This window comes from Arthrobacter sp. 8AJ (assembly GCF_902506025.1).
In the GTDB taxonomy this organism is placed as follows: domain Bacteria; phylum Actinomycetota; class Actinomycetes; order Actinomycetales; family Micrococcaceae; genus Arthrobacter.
This window is the reverse complement of the sequence record NZ_LR733290.1, coordinates 1-20,282: the sequence shown is the minus strand read 5'-3', so window position 1 is coordinate 20,282 and position 20,282 is coordinate 1. Positions and strand designations below refer to the sequence as shown.

Below are 20,282 nucleotides of genomic sequence, written 5' to 3'. Positions count from 1 at the left end.
GGATGCAGTTGCCTCCCGCCTTAGAGGCCTCCCGCTGAGCAGTCTGACCTGCTCTCGAAGGAGGTCGAAATTCCGTCAACTTGCCTCAGTCGGGGCAAACCCGCGCCTGGATCACGCAACTGGAACTGGTGGTGGCCATTGACGCACATCACACTTTCCCATAGGCTGTCGGTTGTCCGACAGGTACCATCTGAAAGGAGGAATGGATTGCGGATTACAAGCGTAAAGATAATGCGACTGCAGTCGCCTAACCCTGGGGACTATGGCATCCCTTGGAACCCCACGGTGCTGCGTATCGAAACCGACGAAGGGATCTTTGGCCTCGGCGAAATCGGATTACCTATGGGTAACGCGGCTGAAGGCCAGATGGGACTCGCACGGGACTTCGCTCCACTGATCCTGGGTATGGATCCGTTCCAGACGACCGCGATTTGGGAGAAGCTTTACCGGACAACGTTCTGGGGCATGGGCGGAGGTACCCTCATTTTCGCGATCATGAGTGCGATCGACATCGCGCTGTGGGATATCAAGGGTAAGGCTCTTGGGGTGCCCGTGCATCAGCTTTTGGGAGGCAAGACCAACGACCGCCTGCGCAGCTACGCGTCACAGATTCAGTTCGACTGGGCGCCCCGGATGGGGGCGATGGTTAAGCCCGATGAGTATGCAGAAGCTACGCGGAAGGCCATGGACGACGGTTTCGACTGCGTGAAAGTCAACCCCATCGGCTTTGATCTGAACGGCCGGTGGATGGGTTGGAATACCCGCGGCCTGCTCAGTAGTGAGCAAGTGCGGACGGCAGTTGATCGTGTAAGTGCCGTCCGAGCGGCCGGTGGCGACGAACTGGACATCATCGTCGAGTTGCACTGCCACACCGACGCCAACACGGCAGTGCAACTGGGGCGCGAGCTCGAGCAGTTTCGGATCCTGTATTACGAAGAAGCGACCGCGCCGCTGAACTGGAAAGCGATGCGGAAAATCAAACGGGAAATAACAATCCCGATAGCCACAGGCGAGCGGCTCTACACTGCCTTCGGCTTCCGGCCATACATTGAACACCAAGTAGTCGACATCATTCAGCCCGATCTCGGGACCAGCGGCGGCTACACAGAGACTAAGAAGATCGCGGAGTTGGCGTCGACGTATGACATAGGAGTACAGCTGCACCTTATCGGCAGCCCGCTCTCGACGGCCGCTGCGCTCCAGCTGGAAGCTGTGCTCCCGAATTTCGTGATCCACGAGCACAACAACACGAGTCTGCTGCCGGCCAACATCGACCTCTGCCTCCATGACTACCAGCCGAGGCTTGGCGTCTACGAGATCCCCGACTTACCTGGAATCGGACAAGACCTCACCCCCCAGGCGTACCGAAACGCCGAAACCGTCGTCGTCAGCTGACACGACACCACATCGCTGATCAAAGGAGATAAGCGCACATGAAATATCTGATTGTCGGAGGCGGAGCCATCGGCTCCGTGCTCTCCGCTTACATGACCAAGGCAGGCAAGGACGTCACACTCATCACTCGGGGAGCCCACCTCGCGGCGATCCACAAACAGGGCGGCCTCGAGCTCCATTACGCGCCAGACGACGAGCGCTTCCTCGTGCCAGTAAATGCGGTCACCGGAGACGACTATCACGAGCAGCCCGACGTTGTGATCCTCGCGGTGAAGGCTTATTCAATTGACTCGATCTATCCGTTGCTCGACCGGATCTGCACAGAGTCCACAGTTGTGCTGCCGATCATTAACGCGCTTGATATCGGCGCGCATATTGAGGCCGGATTGAAGGCGAAGCCGATCGTAGCTCAAGGCGAAGCGTATGTCGCGTGCGAACTAGTCGCACCCGGCAAGTGCAAGCATAAACTCGACTTTTTCCGCATCGTACTCGGTCCACGCGGAGGCCAGCCCGTATTTGAACTCGCCGAGATGATCAAGAAAGACCTCATTGAATGCGGCTGCACCGCGGACATCAGTGAAGACATGCTTCAAGCCGCTCTCATGAAGTTCTGCCGCGTCTCTGCTATCTCAGGTGCCATGGTCTTTTTCAACGCAACGCTTGGTGAAATCAAGAAGGATCCGGCGAAGACTGAGTTCATGATCGCGCTATGCAAGGAGCTCATTGCTCTTGGCGAAGCCTCCGGGCACCCGTTCCCACCCGAGTTCGACGCCGTGGCGGACATGCTGCAGGTGCTCCCAACTGTGCCGGACGACTACCGCACATCGCTCATGTACGACTATCTCGCCGGCCACCAGGTTGAATGGCGCACGATGTTTCAGGACCCATACCTCATGGGGCGTAAGTTAGGGCTGGAAATGCCTGCCTACGGCGAAGTTTGCGGCGTCTTCGATCGTGAAGGTTCGGTCCTCGCATGAAAACAACGGAACTCCAGGCCTCGGCCGGGCCGCGTATTGAGAGGTTGCCGTCAGGTAAAGTCCTCGCCGGCATCACCGCCGTCTTGGGTTTCGCGTTCTTTTTCGAGGCAGTCGACAGCGGTACGATCAATTACTTCTTGCCCGTTTTCGCAGGGGAATTTAACCTCCGCTTCGAGGCACTCGGCGCCCTCGGGACCATGAGCAACGTCGGGGTACTACTTGGCACGTTGCTGTCAGGCATCATTGCCGATCGCTTCGGCCGCAAAAGCGTCATCATTGGCGCGGTGATCATCTGGGGTGTGGCGGGAGTATGGCAGGCCCTAGTGGGTTCGCTCGAGTGGCTCATAGTCGTGCGAATCGCAATCGGGCTTGGGATCGGACTGCAATTACCGGCCACAATCACACTCCTTGCCGAGTTAGTCCCGTCACGCCTCCGCGCACGCTATCTTATTTCGATGCTGGCGCTGTTCCCGCTAGGTATGTCGGCGGCTGGATTGATCTGCTACCTGCTGATTCCAGTGATCGGTTGGCGGGGAGTGTCAGTCCTTGAGTCCGTGCCAGCGCTAACCGCGATCCTGATCTGGAAGTTCGTACCTGAGTCCCCGGTCTGGCTCGAGGCGAAGGGACGTCATAAGGACGCTGACATCGTCATGACAATGCTGGAGCGGAAAATCGAAACTTCTACTGGTCTTTCACTCCCTCAGGTCGACCGTTTGCCGGTCTTTGAACCGGGACTCCCCGAGGCATTTGCGTCGACAACGAGAACGGAGAAGGTGCCCCTTCAGCGGATGTTCAGCAAGGAACATTGGCGGACGACCCTCATGCTCACACTCCAATGGCCGGCAATGCTCTTGGCGATGTACGGTCTGCAAACGTGGTTCAGTATGGTCTTCGTTCAACAGGGCATCTCGATCCAAAACTCGATCGGCTACTCCACCATCATGACGCTCGGCGGCGTCTTCGGCGCATTCCTTGTGCCATGGCTCCTGAAAAAATACGGTCGCAAGCCCGTTGCGATCCTCACCGCCCTTTTAACCTTCGTTGTCGCATTGGCCTACGGCAGTCTCCTGGGATCTGTCGTGTTCATGGTCATTTTCGGCATGCTGTTCAACTTGTTCGCCTACGCCCTCGGACAGGTGAGCAATACCTATACCTCGGAACTGTGGCCCACAAGCCTCCGCAGTACTGGCGTTGGATATGCAAACTCCATCGGCAGATTGGGCGCTATTGCAGGTCCGATCCTGCTCGGGTTCCTGATGAGCGGTTTTGGTGTACAGGCCGCCGTATTCTTCGCTGGCTCCATGTACGCCATCACGGCAATCACCATCTGGGTGCTTGGTCGAGAAACCCAAGGGACCGTCTTCACGGCCGACTAGTGACGATCCCCGTGGCGGCGTTGCCACATGGAGTGGCGGGACGCCCTACACACGTGAATGGCGGCATGACTCAACCGCAACAACGCCAATCGGACAAACCCCAACCCAAATAAGTTTGCGCTTGCAATTGGAGAAATGAATGACAAAGGTTAACCAGACGGCTCCTATAAATGTCACACTCGTGGGTGGCCCTACTGCCATTATCGATTACGGAGGACTCAGAATCCTGGTGGATCCTACTTTCGATCCGCCAGCGTCATACGGACCCGAAGTTGTTGGCGCGCCGGTCACGATAGTGCGAAACGTACCACCTGCATTCACACCGGACGAGCTCGGGGACGTCGACGTGGTCTTGGTGACGCACGATCATCATGATCATCTGGATTCCTCGGGCCGCGAACTAGCGTCCTCGGTCTCCGCCACCTTCACAACTGAGCACGTCGCCCGGAGCATCCCTGGAGCTCAGGGACTATCTGAGTGGGAGACACGCACTGTGAAGTCGCCCGACGGCCGCGATGTAAGCATCACGGCCGTGCCCGCTATTCACGGACCCGAACATCTTAGGGACGCGCTTGGACCGGTTATCGGATTCGTGATCAGTTCTCCTGGCGATCGAATCATCTACATTTCGGGAGACAATGCGTCTATTGAACCCGTTCATGAGGTGGCCGCAAAATTCCCCGACATTGCTGTCGCCCTGCTCTTTGCTGGTGGACCGTCGTTCGAGGTCTTCGACGGTGTCTACCTCGCCTTCAGTGACGAAATGGCTGTCGCTGCTGCTGAGATTCTCGAAAATGCGACGATCCTCCCTATCCACGCGGATTCGTGGGAACATTTCAGTCAAACCGCCGAGAGCATGAAAAAACTTGCGACCGATAAAGGCATCGGCGAACGAGTCATTGCTCTTACCCCGGGGCAAATGGCGACCGTCTGATCTCAATCACTTTCCGGGATTGTCTGCACAGATGAGGCGATCGCTCTAGACGATCCTAGAGGGCGCAGCGTGGCGGATGCCACCGCAAGTGCTGGGAAAACCGCAAGGAAAAACCTAAAGGAACAGCCTCCTCAGTCTGAAAGACGAGGGGGCTGTTCCTCATTCACACGCAAATCCACAATGTCCTCGATGAGTCGCATGGCCTTTTCAACATCACGCGACGCCAAGGCCACCGCAAGAGCAATATGTCGCTCTGCACCCGCGACGAACGGGCTGGGATGCAGCGTCCTCGACTTCTCCAGATTCCTTACGATATCGAGCCGGAACAGGTCACGGATACTGGCATAAACAAGCTCGAAGAGACGGTTTTGGCTTAGCGAGCAGAGCGTGAGGTGGAACCGATAGTCCGCTTCGATATACTCTTCCCCATTATCGAGACGAGCGGTTTCGCCCAACTCTCGGGCCTGTTTGACAAAGCCTGAGAGCTCTTCGTCGCTCGCACGGTTCAACGCTAAGCGCGTCGCAGCAATTTCGATCGTCTGTCGCAGCTCACGCACGTACGGGATCATCGCGTCCTCGGCGACCAGCGCACTCACCTCGCTCATTAGGTTGTTGAAGGTGCGCTCCTGCACGAACGACCCCTCTCCAACCCGAATCTCCACAAGGCCCAGCATTTGCAGTCGCTGCAATGCCGCACGGACGGACGACCGGCTCACCCCAAAGTTACGCGCTAGGGTACCTTCGGACGGTAGGCGTTGATCTACGTCAAACTCGCCGGCAACTATGCGCATCTTAAGGTCGTCGTAGACCAGCTGGCTCACTCGGTCTCTGGTAATTGGTTCGATGGGACTGGCCAATACTGTTCTCCTCTGTCAAACCGAGTCTAAGCCAACTGCATCGGGGCCAAGGGTCGTGTTAGTTATTGTGGCGGCAGGTGGGACGGGCTATTGCCCTGCCGTACTTCCGGTGGCCAGATCCCCGGCACCCCGGGGCCCGGATGCCGCCAGGGTCCGTCAGCGTGAGGTGATGCCAGCGAACTTCTGTGCTTGCCGGCGCACGCCGCCGCTGTGTGCCGGCCACCTATCAGCGCCACTACGCCAAGGTCAGACGGATTCCCGTTCTATGAGCTGGAGCATCTCAGCCACGTCCGGTATCTGGGCGGAGGCATCGTTTCGCAGGCCAGGACGATTTCCACTATGCGATCTGCCTAAACTTTGTGATCGACGGCGATCGTCGTCAACGGTGGGTTCGTCAGACAGGCCGCTACTTCGCCGTCGATCTGGCACTGTTGCCGATGTACTTCCTGGTCCAAGCACCGCCGCCAAAGATCTCGGAGTCTTAACCATCGCCAGTGGACTCCCGCAATCGATCGTCCCTGCCATCGCCCCCCTCATCCTGGCCTCGGGGGGGGAGGCGACTACTCTGTGCTCTTCATCGTCGCCGGCGCATCAACTCTCCTCGGCGTGGCCGCCATCCTCCGCGTCAAGGGCGTCCGGTAGGGAAAGGGCCGGCCCCCTGCAAGGGCCGCCTACTTACCCACCGTCTCAAGAAGTTACCTCGGACCATAGGTCTGCTGCAGTTGACCACGGTACCCCCTAGGGGTATAAAGTTAAGCGAAAATATACCCCCTAGGGGTATCTTGCGGTTTTGGCAACTGGAGTAAGTCCCGTCTGGGACGTAGGAGACGAAGTGACACCCAAAACAGGACGGCAGAGCGGTTTGATACCCCTGCTGGTCATAGCAACTACCCAGATGATGCTGGTGCTGGATGACTCGATTGTGAACATTGCGCTGCCTAGCATCCAGCGGGAGCTGGGCGTGGAAGCCCTTCACCTGCCGTGGGTTGTAAACGCCTATATCCTGGCGTTCGGCGCACTCCTCCTGCTGGGCGGGCGTCTCGGCGACTTGTGGGGCCGGCGGCGCACCTTGCAGCTGGGCATCGCAATCTTCGTATTGGCTTCCTTGGCCGGAGGGCTCGGGCAAACCACAGAAATGCTCATCATCGCCAGGGCTGCGCAGGGATTGGGTGCAGCTATGGCAGCCCCCAACGCCTTGGCGCTGATCTCAACGACATTCCCTGACCGTAAGATGCGCGACACAGCGCTGTCCCTTTATGGGGCGATGTCCGCCCTCGGCCTCGTCATTGGCCTGCTCCTTGGAGGCGTCCTGACGAACACCCTCGGCTGGCGCTGGGTGTTCTTCATCAACATCCCCATCGGTCTGCTCGTTTTTCTGGGCAGCCGGACCCTCCCGGCCACCCGCGGTCACCACGGACAGCCCGGCATCCTCGGCGCGGTACTGGCCACCGGCGGAATGGTCGCACTCGTGTACGCCATCACACGTTTCGGTGAGGCCGGATTCACTGATCTGGCAGCACTGGCACTCTTCGGCGCTTCCGCCGTCCTGCTCCTGGCGTTCACACTCACTCAGGCTCGCAGCAAAAACCCCCTGGTGCCCCTAAGCCTCTTCAGGGACCGCAACCGTGCCGGCGCCTACGCCACCATGCTGCTGCTCGCCATCGGCCCGATGGGCACTTTCTACGTCGTCACCCTCTACCTCCAGCAGGTCCAGCAATTCAGCCCGCTCCAGACCGGTGCCGCCTGGCTGCCATTCGCTGCCGGACTCATACTGGGCGCCGGTAGCGCCCCGAAGCTTCTGCTGAAGATAGCGCCGCGCCTCGTCGCTGCAACCGGGGCACTCCTCAGCGCCGTCGCGGCGCTCTGGTTTTCCGCCATCGCCGAGAACGCCAGCTACTGGCTCCACTTGGCTCCAGCCATGTTCGTGCTCGCCCTCGGATTCGGCCTGGGCGTCATTGCGCTCACACAGGCCGCCGTTTACCTCGTTGACCAGGACAAGGCAGGCATCGCCTCGGCACTGCTCAACTCAGCCCAGCAGATCGGCGTCGCTCTCGGCCTAGCCGTACTGGCCGCTGTCGCGGCCACCATCTCAGTGCCGCAGGAACACGCCGGCGTCAGCCCCGGGGCAGCCCTCACAGCGGGATACAGTACAGCGTTGCTAGGCGCCGCCGCTATTCTCGTCATCGCTGGAGTACTGGCCCTAACAACGCTCAATGGACACCCAACACCCGAAACCCAAAACTCCGACACAAGCACTGACGAACTAACAGTCTGAGAGCCACTTTCTCTACATAACAACCTTTGGTAGGCGCTGGCGTTGTCAAACGCCAGCGCCTACTGGGCTAATGCGCGCCGTCTCCCACAGATCGTTCAAACGCCGATAATATAAGGATTTCGTCAACTGCCATCGAAGCCAGAGTGAATTACTGCCTTATGGTCGGAGCCACGCCTCGGGTTTAGGTACTCGCCGCTATAAGCCAGGGGGAGTACCCTCGGGTGGGCGTCATCCGGTGCCCGGGCCTTCCCGCTGACACGGCGGAAATGGCGCGTACCCGCTCCTGTTCGGGGCAAACAAAAGGACGCGCCCCGTTCGCTGGGCGCGTCCTTCTCTGTGGTCTCGTCAGTCCTTCTTGAAGGCGTCCTTGACCTTCTCGCCGGCCTGCTTCAGATCGCCTTTGGCCTGGTCGGCCTGGCCCTCGGTCCGCAGGCTCTCATCGCCTGTGGCAGCGCCTGCCGCTTCCTTGCCCTTACCGCCGGCCTTCTCGGCGGCGTTCTCAATCTTGTCGCCCAATCCCATGGTGTTTCCTCCTCTGGTTGGCAGCCGTTCGCACGCGGCTACAAGCATCATAAGCATGCTTAGGATCTTGTTTTCAAGTCCACGCCTGGTTCTAGTGCGTGGGATCATGCGTCAGCTGACTGCAGCGCCTCAGCATTACCAGGAAGTATCGCGCACGGTAGGCACAGATTCCGTCTGAAGAACCCTGGCTTTCCCCGTGGAATCGGGAGCTTCCATAGCCCCTTCTGCTATCGGATTAAAGAGCCGATAGCTTATATTCCGTAAAGCTGCCTAGGGCTCAAGCAGGCCGTCTTTGACAGCCTGAGGGGTTCAAGCTGAAGTGAAATTCCAGGGAGAAGTCGTATTGCCGTCAGCGGTTACATTGATGCCGCATTCACGCCGGGCAAGATGCCCGGCCAACCAAGGTGTGGTGCTGTTGATTTCGTTCAACGGCAGCCCTTAGATGACCGAAATCAAATTGGCCCTGAACAACGCCTTTGCGGCTCCGACACTGCTACAACCGAGCGGGATGCGTACTCGTAAAATCTCGCCAGGAGTACGGCATCAACGAGATGGACATCCTGGACTGCATCCCCGGCAGCGCGAATGACCCCAGGTCAAAGACAACACCTTTAGCATCATAGTTGCAGGCTGCCTGACTGACCTCAAGGCAAAATAGACAATAAAAGAAGCCCCATTCGGGTGATCCGGATGGGGGCTTCTTTGCTCGGGATTTAGCGGATCGAACTAGTTCGGGACCCGGGTTTTACCGACAGAGCGATGCGGACGAACCATCGGTGGCAGCTTCATGCCAGCCAGACGTTTGACTGTGGGGGATGTCGGACGCTTCAGCTGCTCGTCCAAGGTGACCTTGAGCCGAGCGGCGAGGATCTCGCGACGCAGGGTGTCGAACACTTCTTCCTTGCGATTCTTGCGAATGACTCTGAACTCACCTGTTGCCATCGTGCACCTCCTTCGTGTCCTCTACATTATCGCCCGGGGTCAGTGAATCGTCTACGGACGCAGGCTTCGCTGAGTTTCCGACCCTTTTGAAAAATGTGCGGAAACGCGCAAACTTACCGCTGGGAATATCCGCATGATCTACGGGTTTCGGCGGCTCTGTCGAGCCTGATGCGCCTGGTGCATCGGCAGCACGGGCGGCGGCACGGGCGTCTTTAGCGTCCATAGCCGCCATCGCCTCATGGCCGGCTATCACGCCATATATCAAGGCAGCCTTCGCAGAATCCTCGGGCGGAAGTTTGTCTGCCTGCTCCCTGAGTTGTTCAAGAACATCGAAATCCTCGGAAGCGAAACTTATCAGCGACAGCAGGTCCTCCGCCGAGAGATCGTCCTGCTCGCTGGCCTCCTTGATGAGCTGTGCGATGTCCTCGTCCTTCATCCCGGTGTCACCGGTCTCCCAGACAGCGTCGAGCAGCTCCTTGTCCTTGGGCCCGGCAAGCTCACTCTGGGCCAGCAAGTCGAGCATCCCTGTGCCATAGGCATACATCTTCGGGTCTTTCGAGGCAGAGGCTTCGAGGGCCCATTGAGTCCGCTTCCACCACTCGCTCCGGGCATCGGCTTCACGCTTCTGTTTCACAGTCGCCAGGCCAATGAGAAGTGCTACGACAGCGGCTATGAGGACCGCAATGGGACTGGCGTCAGCGAGCCTGAATCCGGGGTCGGATGGCGCCAGCTGTTCCAGCGCAGCAATAACCCTGTTGGCAATATCCTGTATCTGCTCTTCCGTCATGATGTAGGCATCTTCCCCCGAAACACCGACAAAACAGCGCTGCGCCTCGTCGAGGATCTTGGCTATCGCGTTCAACGTCTCTGGATCTACCGGGCCCAAAGCCCTGGCTGTGAAGTTCCAAACCTCGGCCGGCGCAGGCTGCGCAACAGCTCCAGCTCGGCTTCAACCTGTTTGGGAAGCTTGCCATCCTCCTGGAGCAGGTACTAGGACCTGCCTCATACGGGGCTCTGCTAGGAGTTTTGCTTCGTGCATCTCCTGGGGGCTGGCCGAGCACTTCCGACTTAGGGAGACCGGAGAAGAAGCCAGGAATGACGAAAGGAAACAGCCTCTTTGCATGCACTCCCCCGTTCTTCTTCAAACGCCGATAATTATGATTATGTCAACTAGAGTTGCTATAGCTACAGCGCTTGTCAACAAGAGTTGTCATCGACCATACTGTCACTGTAGCAACTGGCGGCCGATGAAGGGAAGCACGATGGGCTGGTTCACCGAAGGCAGCGAGCACGAAGGCTATGTGGTCTGCGTCTTCGCGGACGGCATGTACGGGTCCGGTGGCAGGGATATGGAGATCAACCTGATGACGCCCGACGGCCGGCCGGTCGCGCAGGAGAATGAGCTGGGCAGGGACGCATGGCGGCCGCCGTCGCAGGTGGTCGGCTGGCGGGTCGCCTGCAGCTGTGTTCCGTTCCGGGAACACGTCATCCTGGACCCGTTGTGGACACGGGTCTGGGACCCTGCTGATGAAGACCCTGCCGCCCACAGGCTCTACGCTGGGGATCCCTCCAGCGCCGACGCCGCTGATATAGGGGACCGGGAAGACTTGGAGCCGCTGTTCCTGGATGTGTGGCACCGGCATATCGCCCCGGACCTGTCGCTGCACACCATCCGCACTCTGGGCCAGAGCTTGAAAGATCTCGAGGCCCAGCTCGACGAGGCCGTGGCCGCCGCCAGGGCGTCGGGCGTCTCTTGGGACAAGATCGGTAAAGCGTTTGGCATCAGCAGGCAGGGAGCCCAGAAACGCTGGGAAGTTCCACCAGTGAACATGGAGAGTAACTAGGAACAAGGGCGACGACCTCACACTCGGGCGATCGACCTCGTCTAGGGTTCCTCCACACCCCAAGTCTTGCCGAGGCCCCACACTCTTCCCATCCGAGAGAGATCCGGTGGTCCCACCCACCGGGCCGCCACGACGGTCGGTCGACCAAACCAACCCTTTGTGTGCATGATCGTGAGCTTTGGCGCGTCCTGGTCTAAGAGCTTCAAGATGCTAAGTACGTTCTTGTCGCTCAGGGGCAGGGCCCCTAGGCGCAGCTCCACATGCTCAACCCTTGCCCCACGAGCCCGTATTTTCAGGCGAAATTGTCGCGCCGGAAAGGCTTCCTGCAGATGAGCCAGTAACTCCGGAAGGAGAATGGCAATGGTCCGAGCCGAATCATAAGCTGCCACTTCCCCGCGCCGAACGGGATCCATATGGTCGGCCAGGATAGTGATGCTGACTTGTGGAAGCTGCTCGCGCCGCCGTTGATACGCCTTGTTAGCCATCCACCCCATAGAAAATTTAGCGATAGAAATCGTTGGGCCAACGAGTTTCGGAAGCAAAGCCACAAGCATGGCAGCCGTCGTACTCCCAACAGGTTTACCTTGAGCCTTCAGAGCTCGCAGGCCCGCTGCCCGAAAGAAACCTGCCAATGCTTCCTCTACGGGCTGAGTATCAGCACTAATGAACGGATTCGCTTGATCCGTTCTGACAAAGTAGCCGATGTGATCCCCGGGTAGATCCTCGAAGTCGAACCAAAAATTCTTCTTCACAGTTCCACTAGCAGTGGCTCTAGTTGCGCACATAGGGACTTCCCAATCATGAACTAAACAGATGGTGATGACTGCACCTAAACTCCAGGCCCAGAACCGAACAAGCTGGAGCGCCTCCGATTAGCCCGCACAGACTCAAGTCGGGAAAGGCTCCTGTGTAAGGTGCCCAGCTACAGGCACAGCAGGACAGTGGCCCTGGATCTACCGGCTCATGCCCTTTTGCAGGAGCTTGGTCTGGCCGCTGGCTCCGCGTGTCTTGCGGGCCTTCGGATTCCGCCCTGCTCCCTTGGCCACGGAGGCGCTGGGTGGCGTGCCTTGGTCTTGATCGGCACTGAGCCGTGCCTGTACGGCTTCGCGATCAGCGACACCTTCCAAACTGGCGGCTAAGTCCGCACGACGTTCGGCTGAGTCGTACTTGATCCCCGCATCTTCACGCAGCGCTTCAGGGCGCTGGTTCTCTTCAATGACGTCTCGTTCACGGTCCCCGTCTTCCCGGTCGGCTTCGGCCAGCAGTTGCACAGCCTGGGCGTTTTCACCACGGCCGGCACGGCGTTCCTGTTCTGCCTGTTCACGGTCCCGCTCGGCTTTAGTTAGGGCCTCCGCCACCATCGCTTCATTGGCACCGAGATTGTCCACGTCCAAACCGTAGCGGCGCTGCACCTGGTCACGGATCACCTCCGCCGCGTCGCGCGCCGCCGGGTCGTGGTCCTTCCACGCTGTGGCCGCCTCATGTGCCCTTTCGATGTCCCGGCCGTTGGCTGTTTCCCACCACCGGTTGTCCATGACGGGAGCGAGCTGTGCACGGGCAACTGCCCGCTCCGCGTCGAACCGAGCCTGCAGTTCGCGGGCCTGTTGTTCCTCGGCCGCTTGGGCGCGGCGCAGCTCTTGCTCGCGTGCCCTGGCCAGCTGCTCACCGAGCCGGCCGGCGACGGTCAGCGCAACGCGCGACATTCCCTCAAGAGCCTCATCAATGCCGTCAGATTCGCTCATGGTTCCCCTCCTTGGTGTTATCTCTCAATGTCTGGGCGGGTACTCCCGCTTCGGGTGCTCGCTTGAGTGCGTGCCTGCACGTATTTCGGCGGCAGCACGGAGCCAGCGGACCGACCGGCAACCTGGCCGGCTGTACTCGCGTGTACCGCGGCGGCAGCTTCGCTATCCGCTGTGAGCGTGGTCGCTGGAACGCTGGGTAGTGCGGCCGCGACCTTGCTTAGGTGCTGCTTCACCATGTGGCTGATCTGGTGTGCTCTGCGCAGATCATTTGAGGCCTTGTGCATGTCGTGGACGGCCTTAGCGACGTTGAGCAGCTGGCGCAGCATGATTGCCTGCGCGGCGGTTCCGGTGCCGCCCATCGAAGCTGCCATGAGCATGAGTGAGGCTCCACGGGCAGATGGTCCTGGGCTGCGGATGGGGCGGACCGGGTAGCGCCGCAGTTGTGCTGTCTTGGACAGCTCGTCGGCTGCTGCTGCGAGTGGTCCGGGCGTTGCCTCGGTTGCCGTGGACCAGGCTGCGAAGGCGCCAGATGTCTCGCGTGCAACGTGCGCCCAGGTCGCGTGATCGTCCAGGGGGGCGGAGCGCAGCGTTTCGCGGAGCCGGGCAACTTCGTCGCTGTATTGTTCCCACAATTGCGGGTCCGGTTCGTGGGCTTCGCGGCCGATGGTGACCGGGCGGCGTCCACGTGCAGCTGCCTGCCATTCCGCGACGGCCTCGGCGGCACCTTGCGGGGTGTCAGGCCACTCGGCACGGAGCTTGGGCAGGGCAAGGTCTTTGGCGAGGTGACCGCCTCCGAACCAGACCGGCCGGCCACCTTTGGGGGGACGTTCTGCCACGCTGTAGCCGACCACGACGTCGTCACGTCCGGACGCGTACCGAGGCCTGACCAGGGCACCGGTGCGGCGCAGGCGTCGAATGAATTCGGCCTCATCCTGGGCGGAAGTCGCGCAGGCGCGGACCTTGCGTTCCAGGGACCGGCGTTCCGGTTCCGGGGCTCCCCGCCGTTCGGAGGCTTCACGCTCACCGGGCCGGAGGCCACGGGTGGAATGCGTGGGTGAAAGTTCTTCCAGGCCGTACTTTTTCTCAAGCTCACGGGCGGCTTGTTGTGCCCGGGGGAAGTCCCGCCAGCTGCTCCACTTCGTGCCGTCCTCGCGGACCATGGAGGCCGCGATGTGGATGTGGTCGTTTCCGGCTTTGCTGTGGCCGTGACGGATCGCCACCCACTGGGCCGGGGCCCGTCCGCTGGCTTCGGTGAACCCCATCTCGTCCATGACGTCCTGCGCAATCTCAGCCCACTTCTGGTCGGTCAGGTCGCCTTCCTCGGCGCGCAGCGAAAGGGAGCAGTGCCAGACGTGGCCGCCGGTAATCTCGACACCCAGGACGCTTCGGGCCCGGTCCAGTTCCTTTGCGATGGCCTGCGCTGCGTCGGCGTTCAGTTCGTCGTCGTTGTGCCAGGCCATGATCGACGGTGACCCCGCGACAAGGTGCGGGTCGGTGTGTTCGTTCGCCCGGCCGGGACCGGCAAGGTATGCGATGAGCCCGTGCATGCGGGTGCCCTTGGTGATGTTGGGAATCATCAGCGCACCATCGAATCCAGCATTAAATTGATCCGGTCAGCGACGGCACGGACCCGGGTCAACACCGTGCGGGCTGCTTCCGGGAATTCGTCCGTGGCGTTCGCGTGCCGGGCGAGCTGGTTGACGTTGTTCGACAGGGCAGCAAGGTAGCGGCGGGCCGCGATGAATTCCACGGCCATCGCCCGCCGCTCAGCCAGCGACTCCGAGTTCTCCGCGTACAGGGCAGCGCTGACAAGGATCTCCGACGGGCTGCGCCCGGTCCGTTCTTCCAGCACCTTCAACTGAGCGCGTTCGAACTCCGACATCGACACCCGCACGTACTGGGTGTCGCCGTCAATGTTGGCGCGGCGGCGGCGGGAGATCCGGCGTGGCGACTTCGGCTCTTCAGTCATCCCGGCCCCCTCCCCCAATGCCCAGCGCAGCGCCCCGGAATCTCCGGGCCACACTGACGAGTGTGCCGCATCCAGGGCCGCAGGCCGTGGCTCGACACGCGGGTTATGGCACATAACTCTCTAGCTTGCTCCGGGAAATCACCTGCGCCCGCATTTAGCGCTTGGCGTGGTTCCTTGGCACTGCCCTGCAGGACGCTGCGCGTCTGACTTGTTCAAAACGACTGCGTCGTTCCGTTTCGGCTGGTTGAGGCTACTGCCCGGTCCTTCCTTGGCAAGTCTCCGCAGCCGGCTTTCGCGGCATATCCTCGCTCCGCTCCGGTATTCCACGGTCCGGCCGCTCCAACTGGCCAATTCCTTCACCGGCCAAGTTTCGGCAAGCGTGCCGAAAGGAACGCGGCATAGGGCAAGCGAAAGGTACAGTTTTGGCTCTCATCTCACCTACCAAAGTGGCCAGGCAATACGGGGTTTCCCCGATGCAGCTGCGGCAGTGGCGGCGGCGCGGCATCGGGCCCGAATACTTCCAGTTCACAGCACGAACCGTCAGCTACTCCGACGACTATCTGCGGGACTGGTTCAACGATCCCCGGAACGCCCATCTCCTGGCGCAAGATCCTCCGGTTACCTCGGACATGTCATGCCAGGATGGGCGCGTCCGGCGGAGCCGGCGTCGGGATGATCGTTAGGCTGGATCCATGGCTACCCTCGACATTGAACAGACACGAAACCAAGCCCGCGCGCTGCTGGACTCCCGCATTGAATCCGTCACTGCCCTGGTGAAGAGCCGCCAGCGAATTACCGAGTTGCGGGACCAGCTTGTGGCGGCCGAACGCGATGACAAGCGCGCCTACGTGCAGGCCACCCGGGATGGATGGAGCGCGGAGGAACTGAAGAAACTTGGCCTTGAACCATCTGCGGTAAAGCGCCGGCGGACGGCAAAGCGCTCCGCCGGATCCGAACAGGATGCCGCCCAGGAATCCGGCACATCCTTCAGCGAAGAGTGAGCTTAAAACCCACGCTGTTGTGAAACCCAAGCCGCCGCGCTGACACCCCTGAAAGCCGCTGCACACAAAAAAGGACCGGAACATTCCGGTCCTTTTTTGTCCTTCGGCAAAAGGAAATTTTTCATTGACTCTAGCGCAGCCATGAGGTGTGCATTGGTTAGGCACCCCGTGTGTGCCGGCGGCTTTTAATGCCGCGACCCGGACGACGCCGCGTACCCGTCACGTTGGTGTGCGCGGCACTCCTGGTGAGCTTCTGCCCATGCCGCGCCTAACGGCGGTCCGCCGCTGGTGAGTGGCTGCCGTGGTTCGCCCCGGGCGGCGGACCGCCCGACGTTTGCGAGGTTCCCGGCCCTGCCGTGGTGAATGGCGGGGAAACCTTGCCGGGCGGTGGTGTTCCGCCCGGCAAGGTTTGGAGTTTGGCCGCTTGGGTTTCTTCCTCGGCTGGCTTGCCGCTGTCGATGATCAGCTGTTCAACAGTTGATGCCTTGTATCCCCAAAGAACCAGTTGGTTCAGGTAGTCCCTGTGAGTCTGGGAGGGGGACCGCCACGAGTCCTTCGCGATCGTTTTCTCATAGCCCGCGCAGATCAGTGCGATCAGGGAGAATTCGGGCCGCGCGGTGGATTTCGCCACGTGCGTGCGGAGCGGGTTCCACGCCCAGGTCTTCGGCTCGTCAACCTTCGCCCCGACCATTCCCGCGGCCACCTCGCCGTCGTAACCGCTGGCCGTTTCGGGGTGGTGGGTGATCGCGTGGACGGTGAAGTACTGCCAGCCCTTGGGTGGCTGCTTCTTCGACAGCAGGCCGGTCACGAATTCACGGCGTACCACCTGCGCGGACAGCATCGCTTTATTGTTCTCAATCAGGGTTTTGCGCTCGGCCTTTTGCTCCTCGGTCATGGGGCCTTTCTGCGCTGGGCGGCCGCCGTCGTAGCGTTCGTACTTCGGTGCGAAGCCCGTGTCCTTCCACCCCGCGATCACGGAGTGGGTCCGGTGCTGGCCCCGGTAGTCCGTGGTGATCAGAACGGCGTTGGCGTCGTCCTCGGTGGCCGGTTCCCCGTCCTCCCGTTTGGCGGCAGTGACGTAGAGGTTGTCGTCGTCGGCGTAGTGTCCGGCATCCTCCACGATGGTCTTGCCCTGGGCTTCCAGGTCGGCGATCAGCGCGGCGAGGGCGGCGGCGCTTTCGCGCCGGTCTCGCAGATGCTGCGCGACGTGCAGAAGCTGGTCAGGTTTGTCCATGATGACCGACTCGAGCTCGGCCGAGGCCTCTTCATCTGACTCAAACTCAGCCATGAGCAGCGCCTCCTCGATGGTCCATCCTTTGCCCAGGGCGGCGGCTCCCGCGTCGGAGGATCTGGCCTTCAATGCGGACTCCACCGTTGTCTTGGTGCGCCCGGTCTTCTTCGCGATCGCGGCCGCCGAGACACCAATCAGGGACAGTTGGTGGTAGGCGCCGGCCTCGTCCGCTTCGGTCAGTTCAGCGCGCTGAATGTTCTCCACCACCTGCGTCACGATACGTTCGGCCTCCTCCGGGGACTCGATGATCATCACCGGGATCAGCGGCCGCTGCGCTTCCACGGCGGCGCGGGTGCGGCGCTGGCCCATCAGCACGTGCACGGTCCCGTCCTCTTTGCGGTGGGCGATCACCGGTTCCATCACGCCATGTTCTTTGATGCTGGCGATGAAATCAGCGGTCAGGGCAGCGTCCTTACGGACATTGATATCGACCGTCAGCGTGGCCGGGTCCAGCATTTCAAGCGTGGGTGCTGCGTTCATGTGGTGTTGCTCCTTTTTTGCCGAAAGGTTGGCGGGCGGGGCGGCTCAGGTGACCGGCCAGCTCCCCTCTCCCCCCGTTGATTTTTGGCTGCTGGCGAAGCTTGCGGAGCTGTGGCCGACGGAGGCCTGTCTACCCACAGGGCAAGGGCCGTGGAATCTGCGGAGGAAATCAGCGACGAAGGAGCGCCGGAGCCGATTCTGGGGCCTGCAGGCCCCGACGAAGGAGGGGCTAGACCGACCGGAGCGGACACGTAGAATCCGTCAGGACAGCAGCCAAAAAGCGTCGCAGACAACACAGGGCCAGGGACGGCGGAGCCCTGCGGAGCCGGCACTGGACCCCACAGCCGGCCGCGCCAGCGGACGCCCAAACGGGTGCGAGCCCTGCGAGCATGCACCTCGCATGAATTGCCGGCTCAGAACCTGCCAGCGGGCGAAAGCCGGTCCATGGCGGTCTGGAGGCGTACGGAGAGGTTGCTCATGTCATGGTTGAGGCATGGATGAAGTGAAGCGGGAAGAACTGGCTGGGCTGCATCGGGCAACGGTGGAGGCATTCGTATTGCGTGCAAGGCGAGTTGCCCAGCATTCCCTGGCTGCCGACCAAAAGGCTCTGCTTGCGTTGGCTCAAGGGAGTATGACTCTGGAGTTCGACCATTCCACGGGCAAGCAATTTCTGACACGCCCCGTACCCGATGAGGAAACGACTGAATCGGCCGCTGCACGGGTACGCCCCATTCTGCTCAATTCCGAGCCTGTGTATTGGGGTAAGACGCTTAAGGCACTGTCATACCTAGGCCATGGGAAACCGGATTTCAGGGATGAGGCCATCCGAGACCTGCGGGAAATTTGGAAAAAAGTCCAGCCTCCAGCGGGAAAGGCTCGTGCATACTACGTCCAGGTACAGAAGGAAGACGCCCCTAAACCTACCGCGGCAACGGACAACGCGCTGGGGTTGGCGTGGTTTTACGGGGACGTTGTGCACGCCGACCTCCTCCGGCGAGCCGAGGGCGATGCTTTCGGCATCAATGAGAGATACAGAGCTGCAGCAATGTTGGTCGCAATAGCGATGGTCAGCACAATAATGACGCTGAACCTCATCATCAAATTGCGGGCTGAGGGGATCCTTAAGCTATCCGAAGATGTCTTCACAGAGGACGTAGTCGTGAGCAATTTGCAGGAGCGGCAGGAAACAGAAGTCTTTATGGGAGACGTTGGCACTCCCCTGCCGGATGGCCCCCTCGGAGGGATACCCGAGGGGTTTGAGGCCTTTCACCCGGACAAAATCTAGGCTGCCGCGTTCAGCGGCGCCCTCCGGGATTTGACGACTATAGGAGCATCGTCGCAGACATAGCAGGTGATGACGGGCAGGAGCTCTGCGACGGACCGCCAGCACCCAGCAGCCGGCCGCGCCAGCGGACGCCCTTCAACTGGTTGCAGCGCAGCGGAAACCAGGGCGAGCCCTGCGAGCCTGCCTCTCCCGGGCCAGGAACAACCCAACGACACCACCAGCCCAGGCTTGCCGCCGGCGGGCGCCGCCCCGGCACTTGGTTGCTGCGGGATGGGCGGTCCGCCGCCGCCAACCATCAGCGAAAGCCGGCCACGACGGCGGACCGCCCGCGGTGACCGGCCCCGAAAGACCGGCCACCCGTGGGCTTAGCTGGCGAGCAGTTCGGTCAGCTCGGCCGCGTCGGTCACCAGTTCCGCGCCTCCTTCTTTCAGGAGCCGGTGACACCCTGCGGAGTTGGCGCTGTGGACGCTGCCAGGGACGGCGGCCACGTGCCGGGCGATGGTTTCGGCGTGGTGGGCGGTATTCAGGGCACCGGAGCGCCAGCGGGCCTCCACGACACACGTCACCCCGGCAAGGGCTGCAATGATGCGGTTCCTCTGCAAGAAGCGGTACCGGGTGGGCGCCGTTCCTGGGGGCAGCTCGGAGAGGGTGAGTCCGTTGGCGCGGATCGCGGCCGCGAGGTCGGCGTTGCCCGAAGGGTAGTCCCGGTCCAGTCCTCCGGCGAGGACGGCGATGGTGGCCGGGCCTTCTCCGCTGCTTCCGGCCAGTGCGGCGCGGTGGGCGTGGGCGTCGATGCCGTAGGCGAGGCCGGCGATGACGCAGATTCCGCGCTGGGCCAGGCTGTAGGCGAGGTCACCGGTGACGGCCGCGCCGTAGCTCGTGCAGTCACGTGATCCGGCCAGTGCGGCGCAGCTGGATGGGTCGGGGATGCCGTTTCCGATGTTGCCGCGGTACCAGAGGCCCAGGGGCGCGTCTGGGAGGTCGTCCAGGCCTGTGGGCCAGTGCTCATCGCCGGGGATGAGGAAACCGCCGCCGAGGCGTTCGATGGTGGCCAGGTCCTTTTCCGGGTCCAGCTCCGGCACGCGGGGTGCCCAGCGCTTCAGCGCGTCGGCCAGTTCCTCGGCTGTCACGTCCGGGAGGGTGTGGGCGGGTTGGGCGCCGGTGGCGAGCCGCAGCGCGGCGTACGCGCCTAGCCTGCCCACGAGGGTCCGCCCAACGGTGTCGTTTGGTTCGAACAGGCGGGTCAGGGCTGCGCGTGCAATGCGGTCGTTCATGGTGTTGCTCCTTTTTTGCCGAAAGGGTTGGTGGGTGGGGCGGCTCAGGTGACCGGCCAGCTCCCCTCTCCCCCCGTTGTTTTTGGCTGCTGGCGAAGCTTGCGGAGCTGTGCCCGTG

At 61.3% G+C, this 20,282-nt stretch carries 18 protein-coding genes; 8 read left to right on the top strand and 10 right to left on the bottom strand.

What is annotated here, in order from left to right; genetic code table 11:
• The first annotated feature begins 285 nt into the window (after positions 1-285).
• From BACI349Y_RS19785 to BACI349Y_RS19770, 4 genes are all read left to right on the top strand, one after another.
• On the top strand, positions 286-1,395 hold the full coding sequence (locus BACI349Y_RS19785) for a mandelate racemase/muconate lactonizing enzyme family protein (RefSeq protein WP_201302547.1): 1,110 nt from the start codon (positions 286-288) through the stop codon (positions 1,393-1,395).
• 38 nt (positions 1,396-1,433) lie between these two features.
• Positions 1,434-2,372 carry a ketopantoate reductase family protein gene (locus tag BACI349Y_RS19780; protein WP_159636039.1) on the top strand — a complete coding sequence of 313 codons (939 nt, stop codon included), beginning with the start codon at positions 1,434-1,436 and terminating at the stop codon, positions 2,370-2,372.
• Positions 2,369-3,748: an MFS transporter gene (locus BACI349Y_RS19775; protein WP_159636036.1), complete on the top strand. Its 1,380-nt coding sequence runs from the start codon at positions 2,369-2,371 to the stop codon at positions 3,746-3,748. The genes BACI349Y_RS19780 and BACI349Y_RS19775 overlap by 4 nt, the downstream gene beginning before the upstream one ends.
• Before the next feature lie 139 nt (positions 3,749-3,887).
• Positions 3,888-4,682: an MBL fold metallo-hydrolase gene (locus BACI349Y_RS19770; RefSeq protein ID WP_159636033.1), complete on the top strand. Its 795-nt coding sequence runs from the start codon at positions 3,888-3,890 to the stop codon at positions 4,680-4,682.
• Between the two features lie 131 nt (positions 4,683-4,813).
• On the opposite strand, the gene BACI349Y_RS19765 is transcribed toward BACI349Y_RS19770, so the two are convergent.
• Positions 4,814-5,503, bottom strand: a complete 690-nt coding sequence (locus tag BACI349Y_RS19765) for a FadR/GntR family transcriptional regulator (protein ID WP_236561119.1) — start codon at positions 5,501-5,503, stop codon at positions 4,814-4,816.
• An 868-nt stretch (positions 5,504-6,371) separates the two neighbouring features.
• Between BACI349Y_RS19765 and BACI349Y_RS19760 the strand changes: the two genes are divergently transcribed.
• On the top strand, positions 6,372-7,814 hold the full coding sequence (locus BACI349Y_RS19760; RefSeq protein WP_236561117.1) for an MFS transporter: 1,443 nt from the start codon (positions 6,372-6,374) through the stop codon (positions 7,812-7,814).
• 345 nt (positions 7,815-8,159) lie between these two features.
• Here BACI349Y_RS19760 and BACI349Y_RS19755 read toward each other — a convergent pair whose 3' ends face one another.
• From BACI349Y_RS19755 to BACI349Y_RS19745, 3 genes are all read right to left on the bottom strand, one after another.
• Positions 8,160-8,336 (bottom strand): CsbD family protein, encoded by a 177-nt coding sequence (locus tag BACI349Y_RS19755; RefSeq protein WP_137320645.1) that lies wholly within the window; start codon positions 8,334-8,336, stop codon positions 8,160-8,162.
• 726 nt (positions 8,337-9,062) lie between these two features.
• A complete protein-coding gene (locus BACI349Y_RS19750; RefSeq protein WP_159636027.1) occupies positions 9,063-9,278 on the bottom strand; it encodes a hypothetical protein in 216 nt (71 codons plus the stop codon).
• Positions 9,265-10,140 (bottom strand): hypothetical protein, encoded by an 876-nt coding sequence (locus tag BACI349Y_RS19745; protein WP_159636024.1) that lies wholly within the window; start codon positions 10,138-10,140, stop codon positions 9,265-9,267. Before BACI349Y_RS19745 ends, BACI349Y_RS19750 begins: the two co-directional genes overlap by 14 nt.
• Before the next feature lie 385 nt (positions 10,141-10,525).
• Here BACI349Y_RS19745 and BACI349Y_RS19740 point away from each other — a divergent pair, with 385 nt between their 5' ends.
• Entirely contained in the window at positions 10,526-11,122 is a 597-nt protein-coding gene (locus tag BACI349Y_RS19740) for a hypothetical protein (protein ID WP_236561115.1), read from the top strand.
• A gap of 41 nt (positions 11,123-11,163) precedes the next feature.
• Here BACI349Y_RS19740 and BACI349Y_RS19735 read toward each other — a convergent pair whose 3' ends face one another.
• From BACI349Y_RS19735 to mobC, 4 genes are all read right to left on the bottom strand, one after another.
• The gene (locus tag BACI349Y_RS19735; protein WP_159636018.1) at positions 11,164-11,874 is read right to left on the bottom strand and encodes a hypothetical protein; all 711 of its coding nucleotides are present in this window, start codon (positions 11,872-11,874) and stop codon (positions 11,164-11,166) included.
• A gap of 201 nt (positions 11,875-12,075) precedes the next feature.
• Positions 12,076-12,864: a hypothetical protein gene (locus BACI349Y_RS19730; RefSeq protein WP_159636015.1), complete on the bottom strand. Its 789-nt coding sequence runs from the start codon at positions 12,862-12,864 to the stop codon at positions 12,076-12,078.
• A 17-nt stretch (positions 12,865-12,881) separates the two neighbouring features.
• On the bottom strand, positions 12,882-14,441 hold the full coding sequence (locus BACI349Y_RS19725; protein WP_159636012.1) for a relaxase/mobilization nuclease domain-containing protein: 1,560 nt from the start codon (positions 14,439-14,441) through the stop codon (positions 12,882-12,884).
• A complete protein-coding gene (gene mobC, locus BACI349Y_RS19720; protein ID WP_159636009.1) occupies positions 14,441-14,833 on the bottom strand; it encodes a plasmid mobilization relaxosome protein MobC in 393 nt (130 codons plus the stop codon). Before mobC ends, BACI349Y_RS19725 begins: the two co-directional genes overlap by 1 nt.
• A 692-nt stretch (positions 14,834-15,525) precedes the next feature.
• On the opposite strand from mobC, the gene BACI349Y_RS19715 reads away from it, so the two are divergent.
• Entirely contained in the window at positions 15,526-15,834 is a 309-nt protein-coding gene (locus BACI349Y_RS19715) for a hypothetical protein (protein ID WP_015061974.1), read from the top strand.
• 268 nt (positions 15,835-16,102) lie between these two features.
• On the opposite strand, the gene BACI349Y_RS19710 is transcribed toward BACI349Y_RS19715, so the two are convergent.
• Complete coding sequence (locus BACI349Y_RS19710; RefSeq protein ID WP_236561113.1) at positions 16,103-17,605, bottom strand: ParB/RepB/Spo0J family partition protein; 1,503 nt, start codon at positions 17,603-17,605, stop codon at positions 16,103-16,105.
• 493 nt (positions 17,606-18,098) lie between these two features.
• On the opposite strand from BACI349Y_RS19710, the gene BACI349Y_RS19705 reads away from it, so the two are divergent.
• On the top strand, positions 18,099-18,890 hold the full coding sequence (locus tag BACI349Y_RS19705; RefSeq protein ID WP_159636006.1) for a hypothetical protein: 792 nt from the start codon (positions 18,099-18,101) through the stop codon (positions 18,888-18,890).
• A gap of 365 nt (positions 18,891-19,255) precedes the next feature.
• Here BACI349Y_RS19705 and dprA read toward each other — a convergent pair whose 3' ends face one another.
• The gene (gene dprA / locus BACI349Y_RS19700; RefSeq protein ID WP_159636003.1) at positions 19,256-20,164 is read right to left on the bottom strand and encodes a DNA-processing protein DprA; all 909 of its coding nucleotides are present in this window, start codon (positions 20,162-20,164) and stop codon (positions 19,256-19,258) included.
• Positions 20,165-20,282 lie beyond the last annotated feature (118 nt).